This window comes from Pleionea sediminis (genome assembly GCF_007570825.1).
Taxonomy (GTDB): Bacteria; Pseudomonadota; Gammaproteobacteria; order Enterobacterales; family Kangiellaceae; genus Pleionea; species Pleionea sediminis.
Genome location: NZ_SUNB01000004.1, coordinates 62,711 through 80,500 on the forward strand (window position 1 = coordinate 62,711; position 17,790 = coordinate 80,500).

The following is a 17,790-nucleotide window of genomic DNA, read 5'->3' on the forward strand; positions in this document are numbered from 1 at the left end:
CCAACGGACTACAAATTGCGTCTCACTCGCCAAAGTTTACATAATCCAGCCGCGGTTATTGTTGTTACTGCCATTATTCTGCTACTGGGTGTGATTTCATTAGTTCGAATTCCTGCGCAATTGTTGCCCGATATTGAGAAGCCGATTATATCGGTTATCAACTCTTGGCCAGGAGCATCGCCTGCAGAAATGGAGTCTGAAGTTAGTGTTCCTGTTGAAGAAGTTTTGATGGGAACACCGGGGATGACGGATCTCGTATCTTGGAATATGGCTAACTTTGGTTTTATGCAGCTTGAATTTGATATTGAAACTGATATGACACGAGCGATGATTGAGGTAATCAGTCGATTGAATCGGTTACGTCCGTTACCAGCCAATGCAGAAAAGCCTCAAATATTAATGGGTGAATGGGGCGATGCAAATGACACATTGATTGAATATTTTATTCAGCAAAGCTCTGATAGCACGGCGGAGCAGAGGGCTGCTAACACTAAATATTTGCGTGATGATATCGTCCCGCGACTTCAAAGTTTGTATGGTGTTTCTAGAATTGAATTTGATGATGGAACTGGCGGTCTCGGCAATCAATTACAAATTATCTTTGATCCCTATCGAGCTGCAGAGTTAGGAATTGATATTGCTAAAGTAACCCGGCAAATTGGTCAGTCTGCGGATATTTCCAGTGGTTTTGTGGATGTCGGTCGACGACAATATATTATGCGCTACGAAGGACGTTACGATTATGAGCAATTATCACATTTAATTCTTGATTGGCGCGATGGTCAGCCAGTAAAACTGGGTGACTTGGCAGAGTTCAATATAGGACCCGGACGTGAAGATGGTTTTATTTACCAAAATGGAAATCGAAGTTTTCGTTTAGCGGTATTTAAAACCAATGACGCTAATGTGTTAGAAGCGCTAGAAATTGTAAAGTCTGAATTGGATCAGCTGAATGCGGGAGAGTTTAAACAGCGAGGATTAAAAGCGCAGTTTTCTTTTGACCCCAGTAAATACATTACTCGGGCGATGGGATTATTGGGCAGTAATCTGGTCATTGGTATGCTGTTAGCGATTGGCGTTTTATGGTTGTTTTTACGTCAATGGCGTGCAACGTTGTTAATCGCTTTGGCGATTCCTGTTTCATTGTTAGCGACTTTTGTTGTTCTAAACTTAGCAGGTCGATCACTGAATGTAATCTCATTGGCCGGCTTAGCGTTTGCAACGGGAATGGTCATGGATGCGGCCATTGTTGTCTTAGAAAATATTGTGCGCTTGCGTGAACGCGGTCAATCTCCAGAAGACGCAAGTGATGAAGGAGCAACTCAGGTTTGGGGTGCCTTATTAGCTTCCACCGCGACGACGGTTGCTATTTTCATTCCAATTATGTTCTTAGAAGATGCTGAAGGGCAAATGTTTGCAGATTTGGCTTTAACGATCGCAATCGGTGTTTCAATATCTTTGTTAGTGGCCGTTACTATTTTGCCTACCAGTGCCCGATATTGGATGAGAGCGCTTCCCCAACAGTCGAAGGATAAGTCAATTTGGGACAGCATGGCCAATCGATTAATGACCATAACTAACACTTCTTTAAAGCGTTGGGCTTGGGTGGGTGCGTTAATTTCAATTCCGATTGCTCTAACTTTATTGCTATGGCCAAGTAGTAATTATTTGCCGCCTGTAAAACGCGATACGATTGATAGTTTTTTATTCTTTCCTCCAGGAACCAATGTAAAAACCGCTGATAAAGAAATCGCGAAAGTGATTGATGCCCGTTTGCAGCCTTATTTAACTGGGCAGAAACAACCAGCGGTTAGTGATTATTTCTTCTGGACATTTCCGGGAGCATCTGGCGGATGGCTAGCCATTAATGGCGCTGAGGGCAGCAATTTAGAATTGCTGCAAAATGTCGTTCAAACCGAAATTATTTCAGGGATTCCCGATTTATTTGGTTTTTCTATGCGGCGTAGTTTATTCGGTGGTTTTAGTGATACCAATAGTGTTGAAATGGAAATTACATCAACCGATTTAATGGCAACTAAAAATGCAGCAATGCAAGGAATGGGAATGGTGATGTCGATGATTCCAGGCGCAACGGCCAATCCCGTACCCGATCCTTTTGCCGACACGACCGAATTACGATTTATTCCAAAAGATGTTCGACTGGCTGAAGTTGGTTGGACTCGTCAAGATCTCGCTGTCGTCGTTTTAGAGTTAGGCCAAGGCGCTTGGCTCGGGGAGTATTTTAACGGTGAAGAGCAATTGGATATTTATGTAAAATCCGTACCCTATGATACGCCAGAAGAAATGGCCGCGGTTCCAGTCATGACACCCAAAGGTGGAGTGGTGCCTTTGGGTGAATTGGTTGCGATTGAACAAAAGCCTTCGCCCAGTGCAATTGTGCGTTTTGAACGAAAACGTGGTTATAGTTTGGTTGTTAATCCAGCAGAAGGTATGTCACTGGAAGACTTAATTGGCGAACTTAAGTCGAAAGTCGAACCAGAGTTATTAAAAAGTTTACCTGAAGATGGTGACGTCAATTATGCAGGCAGTGCAGAGGACTTATCGCGTGCAATTGGAACATTAAGTTTAAATTTTGTAATGGCATTTATTTTATTATTATTGATCATGGCCGCATTATTTCGTTCGTTAAAGTCGGCATCATTGATTGTCATTTCAATTCCGTTGGCAGGTGTCGGTGGTGTATTAATGATTCAACTGATGAATTTGATAAAGTTTCAACCACTCGATCTTTTAGGCATGATTGGATTTATTATTCTATTAGGTTTGGTTGTTAATAATGCAATTTTACTGGTTGCGCAAACTCAAAAGGCCGAACAAAGAGGATTGTCTCGTGTCGATGCTGTTCGTGAAGCATTAAGGTTAAGATTGCGCCCTATTTTTATGAGTACTTTGACCAGTTTGTTTGGAATGCTGCCGCTATTATTGTTTCCTGGCGCTGGTAGTGAAATATACCGAGGCATGGCTGCTGCAATTGTTGGTGGAATGAGTATTTCTACTATATTTACTTTAGTATTATTACCAAGCTTGTTACAGCTAACCGGCGAAAAAAAGGTGTCAGATGAACTTTAAACAATTTGGAATAAACGGCTATTTTTGCATGTCGATTTGCTTAATAGTCACGTCTGTTGATAGTCAATCACAACAGCAAGAGATGCCGCCGGCGCAAGTTAAAATTGCTTTAGCTGAAGAGCGTAAGATTGCGCCAACAATGGACGTTTCTGGATCCGTTATTAGCATTCATGATGCTGAAATATCCACACAAGTTGACGGCGAGATTCAATGGATGGCGCGCGTAGGGGATAAGGTTAAGGCAGGGGATATCATCGCCAAAATTGATCCAGAAGTCTTTGATATAAATTTGCGACGTGCCAAAGCATTACTGGGCCGATTAAATTCTGATTTGAAATTTCGAGAGCAAGAAGTCAGTCGCTTTAATACACTAGCATTACGAGACAGCGCATCGAAAGCGCAGTTGCAACAAGAATTAGCACGCCGAGATATGTTATTGCACGATATTGAAGATGCAAAGGCACAAGTTGCGCTTGCTCAGAAAAACTTATCCAATACCAACATTAAAGCACCTTTCGATGGTCATTTAACAAAACGCATGGCGGATGTCGGTGAGTATTTATCGATGGGCGAAACGGTTTTCCAGTTGGTTGATACCCAAGCTTTGGAAGTGAGTTTATACGCTCCAATGTCGGTGGTTCGCTTTCTGTCGATCGATAGTGAGGTTTCCGTTGCTATGGCAGAACAATCTTACCGTTTACCCGTGAGAGCTTTAGTGCCTGTGGGCGATCCTGTGTCGCGTATGATTGAAGTTCGACTCACGGTTAATGAACAAGGTTGGATTACTGGCGCGCCCGTTACTGTTAGCCTGCCCAAAGAGAAGTCGGAAAACACCATCGCGATACCAAGAGATGCACTAATTGTAAAAGGAAGCAATGTATTTCTATATCGTGTGAATGATGAATTGAGAGCAGAACAGCTGACTGCAAAAGTTGATAAAATTGATGGTCAGTGGGTTTCTTTACATAACTCGATCAAACAAGGCGATAAAGTCATCGTTCGCGGGGCAGAACGAATTCAACCCGGGCAATCGGTTATTATATTGGACTAGTATTCGTCTATGAAAAATCGTCTTAATATTATTTGGCTTTGAAACTTTTACGATATATTTAATTTCCTGATAGTTTCTACTGTAGTTCCTTGGGCGAGGGAGTTAATTAAGCTATATTTTTACAATAGTAATTTTAGCTTACTTAAACATTTCAGGATGAAGATGATATGAACGTGCGTACAAGTATGCCTCGAACATTACCTCTATCTGTGAAGATTAAATTACTGTTTGGAGGTGGTCTGTCTCAAAGCGGTTGGTTTTTATTTGGCTTCGGAATGATCTTTTTCTGGGTATTTGGGGCAAATGCAGATTTTTCTGAGTTTAAGTTTAGCGGGCCTTTAACGAGAGTGTCGGGAACAGTTATTGAGAGTGTCGAGTTAAACTATGAGGTTAATGAACGATCGGTTTATCAAGTGTATTTTCGATTTATAACACCTGAAGGAGACGAGCTTGAGGATTTTTCGTTTTCAACTGGGAGATATTTTAAAGTAAATACCCCCGTTCGTGTTGAGTATCCTGAAGGTAATCCGAGATTATCGCGTATTGAGGGCTTACGTCGTAGCCCATTCAGTATTTGGTTATCATTAATCGGATTACTGCCATTAACAGGAGTTATTATGGTCATATTGGGTATTCGTAAAGGGATTAAAGCGAGTCACTTATTAGCTAACGGTATTTTAACAACCGGTAAGTTAACGTCTAAGGAACCGACCAATACAACGATCAATGATCAACGGGTTTATAAATTAACGTTTGTTTTTAAAGATCATAATTCACGAACACACACAGTAACTGAAAAAACTCATCAAACAAGACAATTAGAAGATGACGATGAAGAGCGGTTGGTTTATTTAAGAGATAATCCACAGAAAGCGATAATGTTTGATTCGTTACCTGGTTCATCAAAGTTTGATGGCGCAAATAATATTTTGCCAAACGGCTTTAGCAAAACATTAGGTAGTATCATTTTGCCAATTCTGGTGCTCGGTGGTAATTTTGCTTATTGGTATATGGCTTATTATTCGTCGTAGTTCGGTTAGATACTATTAGATCATCGATGATTATGGTTAAATCTTTAAAAGGCACAACCGAATGAGTCATGCCTTTTAAACAATCAAGTTAAAAATAGTTAAGCTAAAAAAGTACCCCTATTAATCGATCATTCAAATACTTGATTTGAATTTAGGGTTCCTGCAGATTGAGCTTGTGGCTCTTGCCACATAAAATCTGAATATTGCTTACCCCGCCCAGCCAATTGCAAAGAAAACCCAGTTGTTGTGTTGTTAGTTTCGTTAACGCCAATATCAATTGATTGCATACCTGACGCTGGGCCATCAGTAGCGGTGAATGTGCCTTCATAACTAAGCAGTTGAATAACGTTACCTAGAGCATCAACTAACGCAACCCCATCGGCATCGCCATTTTGCATGTTGTTTATAGAAATGGAGATAGCGCCAAAACCATTACTTTGATTTTCGATTCGTCCGCTAAGTTCAATCGTTTGATAAACCCGACCACCTTTTCCATTGTAGAGCACAATTGTCCAGCCATTGAGATCAATGTAGGCTGAACCTGCAATCTCAACCTGTTCTGCAATATCACTGCCCGAATTATCGTAGTGAATTTCGTTGATCCATACTTGAGTGTCGGTTGACTCGGTTGACTCGGTTGACTCGGTTGACTCGGTTGACTCGGTTGACTCGGTTGACTCGGTTGACTCGGTTGAATCGGTTGAATCGGTTGAATCGGTTGAATCGGTTGAATCGGTTGAATCGGTTGAATCGGTTGAATCGGTTGAATCGGTTGAATCGGTTGAATCGGTTGAATCGGTTGAATCGGTTGAATCGGTTGAATCGGTTGATTCGGTTGAATCGGTTGAATCGGTTGAATCGGTTGATTCGGTTGATTCGGTTGTCTCATTTGAATCGTTATTATCGATCGTGTCGAGTGTGATTAATTTGATAACGTTTGAAGGTAAAGACTCATTGCGAGACAGATCGATAGCGGTTACATAAAAAGAATAACTGGAATGTGCCATCAATTCATTGACCGTATAACTATTTGACCGAATGAGGTTCGTTTCGAGTAAATCAAAGTTGTTGTTATCGTTACTAATATAGATTCGGTAACCGGCTAAATCATTTTCATTGTTATTGGTCCAATCTAATAGAATGGCAGTCTCTGTTGCTAATCCAGTTAAATTGGCTGGGGGTACTGGTTTAGTCAAATCGGTACTTTCGCCGAAAGTCTGATTGGTATTGGCATTGCCTTTTGTTTGAGGAAGAGCGGTTTGCCAAACGAAATCGGAGTATTGAGTGCCCATTCCGCCGAGCTGTAATGTTTCGTATATCGGAGTCGTTGGGGTTAATGAAACATTAATGTTTTCGGATTTTAGATTAATCGCTGGACCTTCAAGTGCGGTAAAAGAACCGCCATAACTTACAAATTGAATGACTCGATTGTTGTTATCAACTAATGCAATGCCCAGAGGACTATTTTTCATACCGGAAAAATTTACCCACAAGGTCGTAAAACCATTGGGACTTTCAACTAAGGTTCGAGTCAGCGTTTGTGTTTTGTAAATTGAACCGTCTTCGCCTTTGTATAAGATGACACGCCAGTCGGTGAGGTCATAGCCATTGGTGCCCGCAATTTCAATACCGCCTCGAACACCTGTTTCGGTATTGTCATAAGCTATTTCATTAACCCATACTTGCAAGTCTTCTTCTGTATTTACTTCCGTCGTTATTGATATGGGCTGTGATTCGGCTGATGAGTTGCTGGATGTATCTACAGCAACTATTTTATAGGAGTAAGTTGTTGCGGCATTCAAGTGCTCATTTTTGAAAAAGGTGTCCGTAATTACGGAGTCGTTAACTCGATAATAATTATCTTCATTATTAATACTACGATAAACATGATATCCCGCAATATCGGATTCTTCATTTGCTGCCCAGCTTAATTGAGTGTATCGGTTATGAAGTGTGGCTTGAACGTTTTGAGGCGCTGCGGGCGCTTCTCGATCACCTAGAATGCCACCTAACTCTCGACAATCAAGATTGAATACGCAAGCAACGTAGTTCGGATGATCGATAAAAGGGTTGCGGTTATTTTGAACGTTGTAAATCGTATTGTTTCGTAAGCGTTCTTCCGCACTAACGGGATCTTGTTCGTGCCATTCTAAAAGAACAGACTTTAAGCCCATATAGCTTATGCCTTTGATGGGGTCTGTCTTCTGTAGCTTGGAGTTTGCAATCAGTTCTCTGTTGTCGGTTAATCGAAGATCAGGTTCATTGGTTCCGGTTAATGTGTGATAACCACCTTCATAACGCACAGCCATATACAGTAAGGCTCGAGCAATATCACCACGCCGGCCGTGCCATACTTCCCAATGACCTTCAATACCTGATCCTGTGGTCAGGTTCGAATATTCCAAGGTTCCGCCTTGCTGATTATTAAACTCGGTATACTTGGGCTCACAAAAATAATCGCAGTTAGCAAAAGGTTTATTACCTCTTTCAGAATTGTATTGACTGTCTGAAATGAATAAATGATGGGCATCTGAATAGGGGGCGTTATCGGGGCCATCAGTTCGGAAACCATAAGATTTTGGCCAAGAGTGTTCGCGATTATAAAAGTCGTTACTGCCGCCAGCTTTTAAGTAGGACGCATTTTTGTAAATGTCGAGAACATGATTAGGATTACTCGGGTCGGTATCGGCGGCTTCTAAAATATCCCAGCTGTCTTGAGTTTCATCCGACCAATAGGGAATCTTTGTGTGGTCATCAATAATATTGTGCAGACTCTGTCTTAAAGCTTGGGGAGAAGAGGTGTCTATATTTTTATAATACTCATCTGTGGTAGATAACGCTTGATTGGAATAGATAGTCGCAAAAACTGTCGCTAATAGCGAAAAACTCGATGTGACGCTTCGTTTCATGGTTCCCTCATTAAGACTGGATCGGACAAGATATTTGGCAGGCAAGAGAGCGAGAAATATCCATCGACTTCAAAGTGCGCGCACTATCGCAATATTTATCTGGATTCTCAATGTACTATTACCAATATGCGAATAAATTTAAGGTTAGACTAATGTCACTCTGTAATAACTCACAACGACTTATTCTGTTTCTAAAAATATTAGGCTCTGATCAGTGTTTTTTAGAGTATTGAGTAACACAAGGATAATTAAACTACGTTTTGGAAATCGTTGTTAAATCCGAATGGATGATTTATTTCCGCGAAGATATTATTTATACAAAATAATTTAGGCTATAGTTTTTTAACAAGGTCAACATTGAATTGGTCTATACCTGATAGCAACTTCTTTCTTATTCTTTAATGTACTCACGCATATTGTTAGTTACTCAACGTAATCATGATATTCAATTGGTTGGTAGACCTTCAGTTGATAGTAAGTTCCCGATAAGGAGGGTCTTAGAGTGAATGAAATTAAAATATCCAATCGTATTTTCATGATTATATTAATCTATCTTTTGTTAATAGCTTGTGAGTCTGATACAAAGAATCGTTTAGAATTACAAGGAAAAGGCCTGACTGTCGAGACGAATATCGCAAAAGATCTAAAGAATACTATTGAACTAACGGGAGTTAAGACAACTAAGCTCGATAAAAAACAATTCAACGTGATATACCATCTAAATAACCTATCAGGTGTTACGAAGAGTTTTGAGGTTAGTGGCATTTGGTTAGACAGTGCAGGTAGACAACTAGGAAGTTCAAAGCGCATTTATAATTTGCGATCTAACGAAAAACAAGAGATAAGCGACAGTACAAATTCACTTTCAGCATCGGTGTATCGGCTTAAGATTAATGAAAAGCCTAGTACAGAAAAAGATTCATTAATGGATACATTAACTCTTAATAATGTAGCCGAAGGGTATGGGATGACCTATTCAGAGACTGCATCAGATGAGAAAATACCATCAATCCCCCTTTTCGGTATGGCCAATGGAGAGGTCTTTAAACCGAAAACGGTCGTGTTTGCCATGAGGAATAAAGGAGAATGGTGGCTTGAGATTAGCGACGCAACATTTGATCCAAAGTCGAGTCCGGGAATCGAACGCTACCAAAATCCCAAAATTCAAAGTATCCATATCAAACTTCAGACTGAACCTTCCGAAAATAAGACATTAACCAAAAATATGTCTTATGGGGGAGGGTATTTTCAAATCAAGAAATCACCCAATGCCGATGAAACCATTACATGGAACACTTCTCTAGCTTATTTAATAGAGATTACCCAATGGCAGAAAAAGGAGATCATGGGTTTGACTTGTAGCGAACCTTCATTAGGTAGAGCTTCAGGTAAACTTTTTATTAGTTTTAAAGGCTCGTCAATAAAAAAGGGCATGAAAAATTCGTTCGTGTCAGGAATGTTTACTGAAGTACCTATTGTTTATTGTGGGAGTGATTGATAAATAACCAAAATTCTCTCTATTTTCAATAATTTAGCTCTAGTGTTTACTCTTATGCTGATTGAGTCACAGGTGTCTATGCGTCAATCAATTAAAATAGCGCTCATTAATTATCGTTCTAGGATAATTTAATACGAGATATATGGTCGGCTATAAGAAAATTTCAAGCGATTATTGGCCATTTATTAATCATTAAATCTCTTTCTTTTCAAGCAATTAGTTTGTTAAAACTGATATTACCGACTAGTATATTTTGAATAATATGACAAATGGGAGAACAAAAATGGTGAGAAAACCCTTCCTTTGGACAGCATCCATGTCCATCGGTTTAGCTGGTTGTATATTAGCTTCAAGTAATGCCTCAGCAGAAATCCGGTTTAACGGTTTTGCCAATGTTGTGGTGGGCTCGACGTTCGATGACGAAGAAAATACTTACAGCTATGACGATAAGTTAGATTTTGCTAACGAATCTTTGTTTGCTTTACAGGCAACGGGAGACATGTCCGATGGATTTTCGGCAACAGCACAAATTGTTGCACGTGGCGCAGATAGCTTTGATGCAGAATTTTCTTGGGCATACCTAAGTTATGACTTCTCCGATAACAGCAATATCAAGTTTGGTCGACTTCGAATTCCATTTTACAGCTACTCCGATTTTGTCGAAGTGGGTTATGCCTATCACTGGGTTAGAACACCACAAACTGTGTATAACGTCGGCTTCGATAATGTCGATGGTGTTAGTTATACCTATTCCGGTTACTTGGGCGACTTTGACAGCTCGGTCCAATTTTTGGTAGGCCGGTTTAAAGGAACAACCACGCCGGGTGGAATCGAGTCACAAACCGATCTCAAAGACGTGATGAGTGCTGTATGGAACTTAACCTATAACGAGTGGACGTTTCGTTTAGCTTATTCTCAATGTGGTGAATGTTTTGTTGATGTTCCATTTCAAGATTTATTAGGCGGGTTTGATTTGATTGGTTCGTTACAAGCTGCCGGTGAAAACGAAGCGGCTTCTAATTTATCAATTGATGGTGATTTGGGATTCTTTGCAGACTTCGGCACCAAATACGATGCAGGGGATTGGTTTGTTGAAGCGGAATACGCAATGTTAGAGATTGAAGATTCCTTTCAACCTGATTTAAACGTTTGGTATATTTCTGGTGGTTTTAGAACGGGAGAGTTTTTGTGGCACTACACTTACGAAGAAAATGAAGCGGATGAGAAGCCCGAGCTTTATGCCAATATTGCCGATCCAGCTTTACAAGCCGCAGCCGCTGGACTGGTTGATGCTCAACGGAATTATAACAGCCGGCACACTTTCGGCATGCGATACGATTTTCATCCGTCGGCTGCCTTTAAACTTGATTACCATATGATTGATGATGAGACCAACCCCGATAACGATCGAGGATTGATTTCAGCCGCTATCGTAACTGTATTTTAAGGGGAGGGATGACGAATGAAATTATTTATATCATTATTTATCGTTCTTCTTTCTTTGGGATTTTCAGTCAAGGCTAATGCTGATGTTGCTATCGTTGTGCATCCTTCCAATAACGCGAAACTTAGTGAGAAGGATATTGAGCGAATTTTTCTTGGAAAAATAAAAAGTTTTTCAAATGGAAAGTCCATCGTTGCTTTTAGTCAAAGCCCAGGAAGTAAAGTGTCGGATGAATTCAATGAAAAGGTTTTGGACAAAAGTGCCACGCAACTTAAAGCGTACTGGTCTAAACTAGTCTTTACGGGTAAAGGAACACCACCCGAAGAAGTTGAAAGTGACGCAGAAATATTAGCTCGAGTGGCTGAAGAGCCCAGCGGTATCGGCTATGTGGATGCCTCAAAAGTTGATAGTTCGGTAAAAGTTTTAGCCACTTTTTAACAGGTTAAGCGTGCCGATGATTAATCGGTACGCTCTTTTGAATTTCTATCCTCAACTGAGAGGTGACAGGAAGTTTTTATGCTTAGTCGGTTGTCGATTGGCCAAAAGATTTTAATGATACCCACTCTGGGAGCGATTAGCTTTTCTGTCTATATTATTCTTTCTACTTTTACTGCAATTGATAATCAAACCATTCTTGAAAAAACGCGCGATGTCCATTTTCCTGCTTTGCAATTAGCCGATCAGGGATTAGTGGGTATGGAGCGAGTTAAGGACACTTTAAGTAGCGCAGTGACGACTGGTGACGAGGAGTCACTCGATATAGCAAAAGACCTCTCCAAACAAGTGTTAACTCAATTGTCAGAAATAAACCAAGTATCTAATGATTTCTCATCGGTTATTGAGCCAGTCGAGTCGCAATTCAAAGATTATTTTGATGCCGCTTTTAAGTTATCAAAAGACATGATTAATGGTTCAGCTGATTTTCGCTCTTTAGGAGCCAGAGCTCAACAAATAAATACTGACTTTGATTCGGCTTATTTGGCTTTGGAAAAATTTCGCGATGAGCTAAATATCACCTTTAAATCATCCATCGAGAGTGCGAACAGTCAAGCGCAAACTATCGTTAATGTCGGTTACGTCATGGGGGCTGCTACGATAGTTATTTTGTTTGCGGTCGCTATTCCCGTAACCTTTGCCATTAAGTCTAATTTAGGTTCCGTGATCCGATCGCTAAAAAATATCGCTCAGGAAAATGGCGATCTTACGGTAAGAATTGAGAATACAAGTCAGAATGAAATAGGAGAATTGGTCCATTGGTTCAATAGTTTTATGGATAAGCTTCATTCTGTCATAAAGCAAGTTATTGAATCGGTAATGCCGTTGGCTAATTTAGTGCATGCGCTGAATGAGCTTGCTGAAGAATCACGAACTGATATTGCTGCACAGCGCCACGGTGCTGATGCGACGAAAGAGTCAGTAGACAATATGAGTCAACGGGTAAGAGCCGTTGCGACTAATGCTGCTGAAGCCGCGAATGCGGCTGAAAGATTAAATTCAGAAGCCGTGACAGGTAAACAAGTGGTTGATGAGACAGTAGCCTCGATTAATTTACTCGCAGAAAATGTACGCGAAACATCTAATGTGATTCACGAACTTGAAGCTGACAGTAATTCTGTCAGTATTGTTTTGGATGTAATCAAAGGTATTGCAGAGCAAACTAATTTACTGGCACTTAATGCAGCGATAGAAGCTGCTAGAGCAGGAGAGCAAGGACGAGGCTTTGCTGTTGTAGCCGATGAAGTTCGTTCACTCGCATCGCGAACTCAAGAATCTACCGAAGAAATTAATAAGATTATTGAAAAGTTACAAAACGCGGCACGTTCAGCTGTCGCGACCATGGAAAATAGCACGGATAGAGCGAGTACAAGTGTTGATAGCGCGAGTAAAGCAGGAAAAAGTCTGATAGCTATTACAGAAACTATTAACTCTATTAATTCAATGAATACGAAAATTGCTAATTCAACGGATGAACAACAATCTTTAGCGACCGGAATTGTTGAAAAAGTGTCTGATATCCATTTTAGAACGGAACAGGCCAGTCAGCATGCAGAGCGTTTAAATGATGCCAGTTATGAACTTTCAACAATGACTCAACAACTAAAATCAATTGCGAAGCAATTTAAAGTCTAAAAGAATCTCTTAAGAGTTTAAGACATCGTGTTATGAGCGATTTCTAAAAATTTATATCTCAAAAAACATCTTTGGGTTCGAAAAGTCCAATCACATCAAGTAATTCAAAAAAACCTCCTTCTAAACGCTTTTCCCTCATAAAAATGAATTAGCTCATGTATTTAATAAAGGCTTGTAAATGGATTATTAAGTTTTCATAACTACGAATTAGTCTGTGCTTATAGATTTAATATATATTTCAATATCGATTTTATATTTTGAAAACATGAATTAGAGCACTTTAGATAAGTGATTAACTTCAATCTTAGTCCTCTCAAAAAACTAAAGTTTATGCGTTACTAGAGATAATTAACTCAATTTAAAATGAATTGTCTAATACTTTTGGAGAACAATTCTTAGACAGATTAAAATGCCCGCGCTTCACCTACGGTTAATGAATTTTATGTGTCAATAAACGCTGTTTAAAAATTCAATAAATAATTAACGTTCTGGATGAAAGCGAGTGGTTTCCTTAATAAGTTAAATGTTTTTTACCAGAGCACTTTAATATGGAGATATAAATATGACAGTTTACGTCGAAAAGGTGGTTAAAAAGCTCTTTGTTTTTCAGATGATATGTCTTAATGTATTTTTAATTAATGCTCATGCTGATAACTCAGATCTCAATGTATGTGAAAGTTTCAAAAACAATGGTACGTATCAATGCTCTGTATTTACCGGTGATTTCTGGTCTCAAAATTCGGCACAGATTGCTTGTGAAGAAGGCGATGTTTCTAGAGGCAAGCCTGGAAATTATGAGCAGTTTCGTTGTGACCCAAAACCAGTAAAAGGTGTGTGTTTTTTTAATAAAGATAAAAATGATGAATACGCTCGTTGTGGTGTTGACGATTCTGTTTTGAGTTGTTGGTGGAATGGCGGGCAATGGAGCTCTAATAAAGAGTTGATTGAGAACACTTGTTTTCCTCCTGCGCCAAATGACAAAGAAATTGTTAATGTGTCCGATTCATTGGAAGAAATACTTGAATACGGTGAAATTTTCGGCGCTTGCGATAAGTACTTTGCGGATGTTGATAACGCGAGTCGTCGTCAAATGCTACTGTGTGGAAAATGGATGTATTTTTATGAACATTTCAATTTCTTTGGTGCGCCTACCCAGTTGTTCACCTTTATGCAAAAGGTTTTACCCAATACGGTAGGTAAAGGTTGGGAAAAAATGGGTATGTTCACCAATCCTTACGATGAACAAGAGTTACCGATTGGACTTGCTGATGCGCCTGATTTTCCAGGAAGTAAAATTCCTACTGTTAACTGGACTTGCGCAAGTTGCCATTTTGGTCAAACGCCGGATGGCCGTTTTGTCGTAGGGCAGAGTAATGTTAATTATGAGTACGGACTTCAATTGCTTTCCATAGGATTGTTTCCGCAAATGGCAGCAGGGCAAGTCAATGAAAACGAACATGCTCCAGAAGCAATTGCAGCAATTCAACCGATGCTGGACGAGTGGAATAGTAAACCGAATTACTGGGAATTAATTAAGACACTATTGCCGCTATTATCATTACCACAGCAAACGCCAATGGACATTGAACAAGAAAAAGCTTTTGCGAGTTGGAAGGCGGGCGTTCAGGATCCAGTTATGTTCCCGAATGAAACGAATGATGATGTTCACTCTCCACTAAAAATATTAAGCGCCTATGGGATTCCTACTCCTGCAGAGTTTGCTGATGCGGGCCATGACCCGATGTCGCATGTGCGCATCGGCTGGGCTGGTGGTATGCATGATTTGTATCGGTTTGGAAGAACATTTGTTGCTTTGGGTACCGATGATCCACAAGATTGGGGCGATGAAAAGTTAAAGCCTTTGGTTGAGTATATGTATTCATTGAAGCCGCCCAAAAACTCAGAATCTCTTTCACAGTCTCTCATTGATCAAGGCGAAGTATTATTTAAAAGCAAAGAATGTAGCAAGTGCCATAATGGACCTCGTTACATGAGTCTGGATGTCTTTGATTTTGATGAAATAGGCACTGATGAAGCACAAAAGTGGTATTTTGATGCGGAGAAAGACTTTGGTGAACCAGTCCCTAATATCTATCCTGAAGAACCTTTAATATTAACTCATTCGATTAAAGCACCAAGATTGTCGGGACTATGGACACAGGATAAGTTTCTTCATAATGGCTCTGTCGACTCACTCGAAGACTTATTCTGTATTGATCATCAAAGACCAACCATTATGGAAGAACCCTACAGTGATAGAGGACACATGTTTACTTGCGATAACCTGACACGTGATGAGAAATTAGCTTTGATAGAGTTTTTAAAATCGATTTAATTTAAGAAAAAAGTTAGTCTTTGTGCATTTTGCGAGTTTCAGACCAAAACTGGTTTTTGTTTTGGTCTGTTATTTTACGGAATTTATAAAGATGTGACTCAAACCATTATGAATTAGAGTCCATAAACAAATAAAGCAATTAACTTCTTACTTACCTAACTTTTTTGTACCTTAGACATCATTATTAAAACTGAGTATAAAAACTCGGTGCCGCTGTACTACATTGATCGGAACAGCTTGTAGGACGAGTTACTTTCGCCGGTCGAATCTCAATAGTCTATTCTTAAAGGTAACGATTTTTGAATGAAGTTGCGGGCGAGTTGACAAAAAGCGCGAAACTATTGGTCTATAGTGATTTATGCCACAGTGGTTAGTTTGGACAAAGGTATGAATAAGGGTGAAAGTGCAATACATAATTTAAATGAAAGGGAATTGTCTGAGTTTAATCGATACGTCCAGGAGCATGACCATCTTTTAAAGCAGTATTTTCAATACCTTGAGTCGGATGAGCCTGTCAGCAAAGATTTAATAGAAGCTTGTGTTACTCGAATTAACGAATTAGACAGACTTATCATTCAAATATTACGACTTAAATAAACTTATAATTAGGCTTCTTTTTAAGAGCTAAATTGAATGAATTTACACCTCAGTCTTCATTTTCTGTCGTAGTCCGCCAAAAATAGTAACGTTCGCTCTTTCTCGAGCCAGCTCGATCAGCCGCCAACAAAAATCGCTTGGATGATAAAAAAATTCTCGTCAAAATATAGGTTCCTGGATTATATTACCGCCTTTCAGCTCAGATGGACCTAAGAGCTTGTATTAATTGCTACTTCCTGATGTTCAGGTAATGATTTGAGGCTTCGGTAATGCTCATTAGTTTTGTTGCTTTGTATCTACTGTTTTCAATCGCTCTAGGTATATTTGCCGCGACAAAAGTGCATAATTCAAAAGACTATATTACTGCTGGGCGTCAGTTGCCCATTTATATGGTTATTGCCATGGTATTCGCGACCTGGTTTGGTGCCGAAACCGTCTTGGGTATTCCTGGGACTTTTGTTGATGAAAATCTGGGAGGATTGATATCGGATCCTTTTGGGGCATCTTTTTGTTTGATTTTCTTTGCACTCTTTTTTGCTAAAGCCCTGTATCGCAAAAACTTGTTAACGATAGGCGATTTTTATCGCGATAGATTCAGTCAAAAGGTGGAAGTGGCTGTTGGTATCGCAATCGCTATTTCCTATCTTGGGTGGGTTTCTGCGCAAGTGACCGCTTTAGGCCTGGTGATCCACGTGCTCACTCAAGAATTAGTTTCGATGAACGCTGGCATCGGAATTGGAGCTGCAATCGTCTTAATTTATACGCTATTTGGTGGCATGTGGTCAGTTGCTATAACCACCTTTGTTCAGATGTTGGTAATTGTCGTTGGTCTAGTCTGGATTGGTTTTTTAGTTTCGGATATGACACAAGGTGTTGCACCGGTTATTGAACATGCTGCTGCAGCTGGAAAGTTTGAGTTTTGGCCAGAACTCAGTTGGCCAGCCGTTATCACATTTATAGCTGGCTTTTTAACCATGGCCTTAGGATCGATTCCTCAACAGGATGTTTTTCAGCGGGCCAATGCTTCAAAAAATGAGTCAATAGCGGTTTGGGGAACGTTGCTCGGTGGAGTCGCCTATTTCTTCTTTGCTGCGGTACCTCTTTATCTGGCTTATTCTGCGTTTATTATTGCGCCAGACGTTAGTGCTCAACTTTCTGCTAAAGACCCTCAGCTGGTGTTACCAAGCATGATTTTAAATCACTTACCGGTGTACGCCCAAATTATATTTTTTGGAGCCCTACTGTCCGTAATTATGAGTACCGCGAGTGGGACGTTACTGGCGCCTGCCGTTACCTTATCTGAAAATGTGATTAAACCACTACTGCCTCAACGATTGAAAGATACTGAGTTCCTGTGGTTAACTCGTGGAACGGTTGCCTTGTTTGCAATCTTGGTTGCTGTGTATGCATTATGGTCTCAAACGCAAGCGACGTCGATTCACCATATGGTCGAGAACGCGTATAAAGTAACTCTTGTTATGGCGTTGGTTCCATTGGTGGCTGGTATTTATTGCTCTAAAGCCAATAATAATGGAGCCATAATGGCTATCGCACTTGGCGTAGTTGTGTGGATTCCGATGGAATTCATTGCTCCTGAGGGTCCTGTGCCACCGCATTTCTACGGGTTTATAGCGGCTATCGTTGGTATGGTTATTGGTAGTCTTTTTAAGCAAGAAAAATCAATCCTAATGGCAGACTAACAACG

General features: G+C 40.1%; 11 protein-coding genes. 10 read left to right on the plus strand and 1 reads right to left on the minus strand.

Going from position 1 to position 17,790, the window contains the following annotated elements:
• Nucleotides 1-15 precede the first annotated feature (15 nt).
• From FAX86_RS15745 to FAX86_RS15755, 3 genes are all read left to right on the plus strand, one after another.
• Nucleotides 16-3,090: an efflux RND transporter permease subunit gene (locus FAX86_RS15745; protein WP_144394432.1), complete on the plus strand. Its 3,075-nt coding sequence runs from the start codon at nucleotides 16-18 to the stop codon at nucleotides 3,088-3,090.
• Complete coding sequence (locus tag FAX86_RS15750; RefSeq protein ID WP_144394433.1) at nucleotides 3,080-4,141, plus strand: efflux RND transporter periplasmic adaptor subunit; 1,062 nt, start codon at nucleotides 3,080-3,082, stop codon at nucleotides 4,139-4,141. Before FAX86_RS15745 ends, FAX86_RS15750 begins: the two co-directional genes overlap by 11 nt.
• Before the next feature lie 167 nt (nucleotides 4,142-4,308).
• Entirely contained in the window at nucleotides 4,309-5,172 is an 864-nt protein-coding gene (locus FAX86_RS15755) for a DUF3592 domain-containing protein (protein ID WP_144394434.1), read from the plus strand.
• A gap of 128 nt (nucleotides 5,173-5,300) precedes the next feature.
• On the opposite strand, the gene FAX86_RS22245 is transcribed toward FAX86_RS15755, so the two are convergent.
• Nucleotides 5,301-8,081 carry an endonuclease gene (locus tag FAX86_RS22245; RefSeq protein ID WP_164503618.1) on the minus strand — a complete coding sequence of 927 codons (2,781 nt, stop codon included), beginning with the start codon at nucleotides 8,079-8,081 and terminating at the stop codon, nucleotides 5,301-5,303.
• 502 nt (nucleotides 8,082-8,583) lie between these two features.
• Here FAX86_RS22245 and FAX86_RS15775 point away from each other — a divergent pair.
• The 7 genes from FAX86_RS15775 (at nucleotide 8,584) to FAX86_RS15805 (ending at nucleotide 17,785) form a co-directional block, all read left to right on the plus strand.
• Nucleotides 8,584-9,579, plus strand: coding sequence for a hypothetical protein (locus FAX86_RS15775; protein WP_144394435.1), 996 nt, complete (start codon nucleotides 8,584-8,586; stop codon nucleotides 9,577-9,579).
• Between the two features lie 283 nt (nucleotides 9,580-9,862).
• Nucleotides 9,863-11,026, plus strand: a complete 1,164-nt coding sequence (locus FAX86_RS15780) for a porin (protein ID WP_144394436.1) — start codon at nucleotides 9,863-9,865, stop codon at nucleotides 11,024-11,026.
• A gap of 15 nt (nucleotides 11,027-11,041) precedes the next feature.
• Nucleotides 11,042-11,461 carry a substrate-binding domain-containing protein gene (locus FAX86_RS15785; RefSeq protein ID WP_144394437.1) on the plus strand — a complete coding sequence of 140 codons (420 nt, stop codon included), beginning with the start codon at nucleotides 11,042-11,044 and terminating at the stop codon, nucleotides 11,459-11,461.
• Nucleotides 11,462-11,539: 78 nt separating this feature from the next.
• Nucleotides 11,540-13,153, plus strand: coding sequence for a methyl-accepting chemotaxis protein (locus FAX86_RS15790; protein WP_164503619.1), 1,614 nt, complete (start codon nucleotides 11,540-11,542; stop codon nucleotides 13,151-13,153).
• Nucleotides 13,154-13,715: 562 nt separating this feature from the next.
• Nucleotides 13,716-15,488 carry a hypothetical protein gene (locus FAX86_RS15795; protein WP_144394438.1) on the plus strand — a complete coding sequence of 591 codons (1,773 nt, stop codon included), beginning with the start codon at nucleotides 13,716-13,718 and terminating at the stop codon, nucleotides 15,486-15,488.
• A 387-nt stretch (nucleotides 15,489-15,875) separates the two neighbouring features.
• Nucleotides 15,876-16,085 (plus strand): hypothetical protein, encoded by a 210-nt coding sequence (locus FAX86_RS15800; protein WP_144394439.1) that lies wholly within the window; start codon nucleotides 15,876-15,878, stop codon nucleotides 16,083-16,085.
• Nucleotides 16,086-16,354: 269 nt separating this feature from the next.
• Entirely contained in the window at nucleotides 16,355-17,785 is a 1,431-nt protein-coding gene (locus FAX86_RS15805) for a high affinity choline transporter 1 (RefSeq protein ID WP_144394440.1), read from the plus strand.
• Nucleotides 17,786-17,790 lie beyond the last annotated feature (5 nt).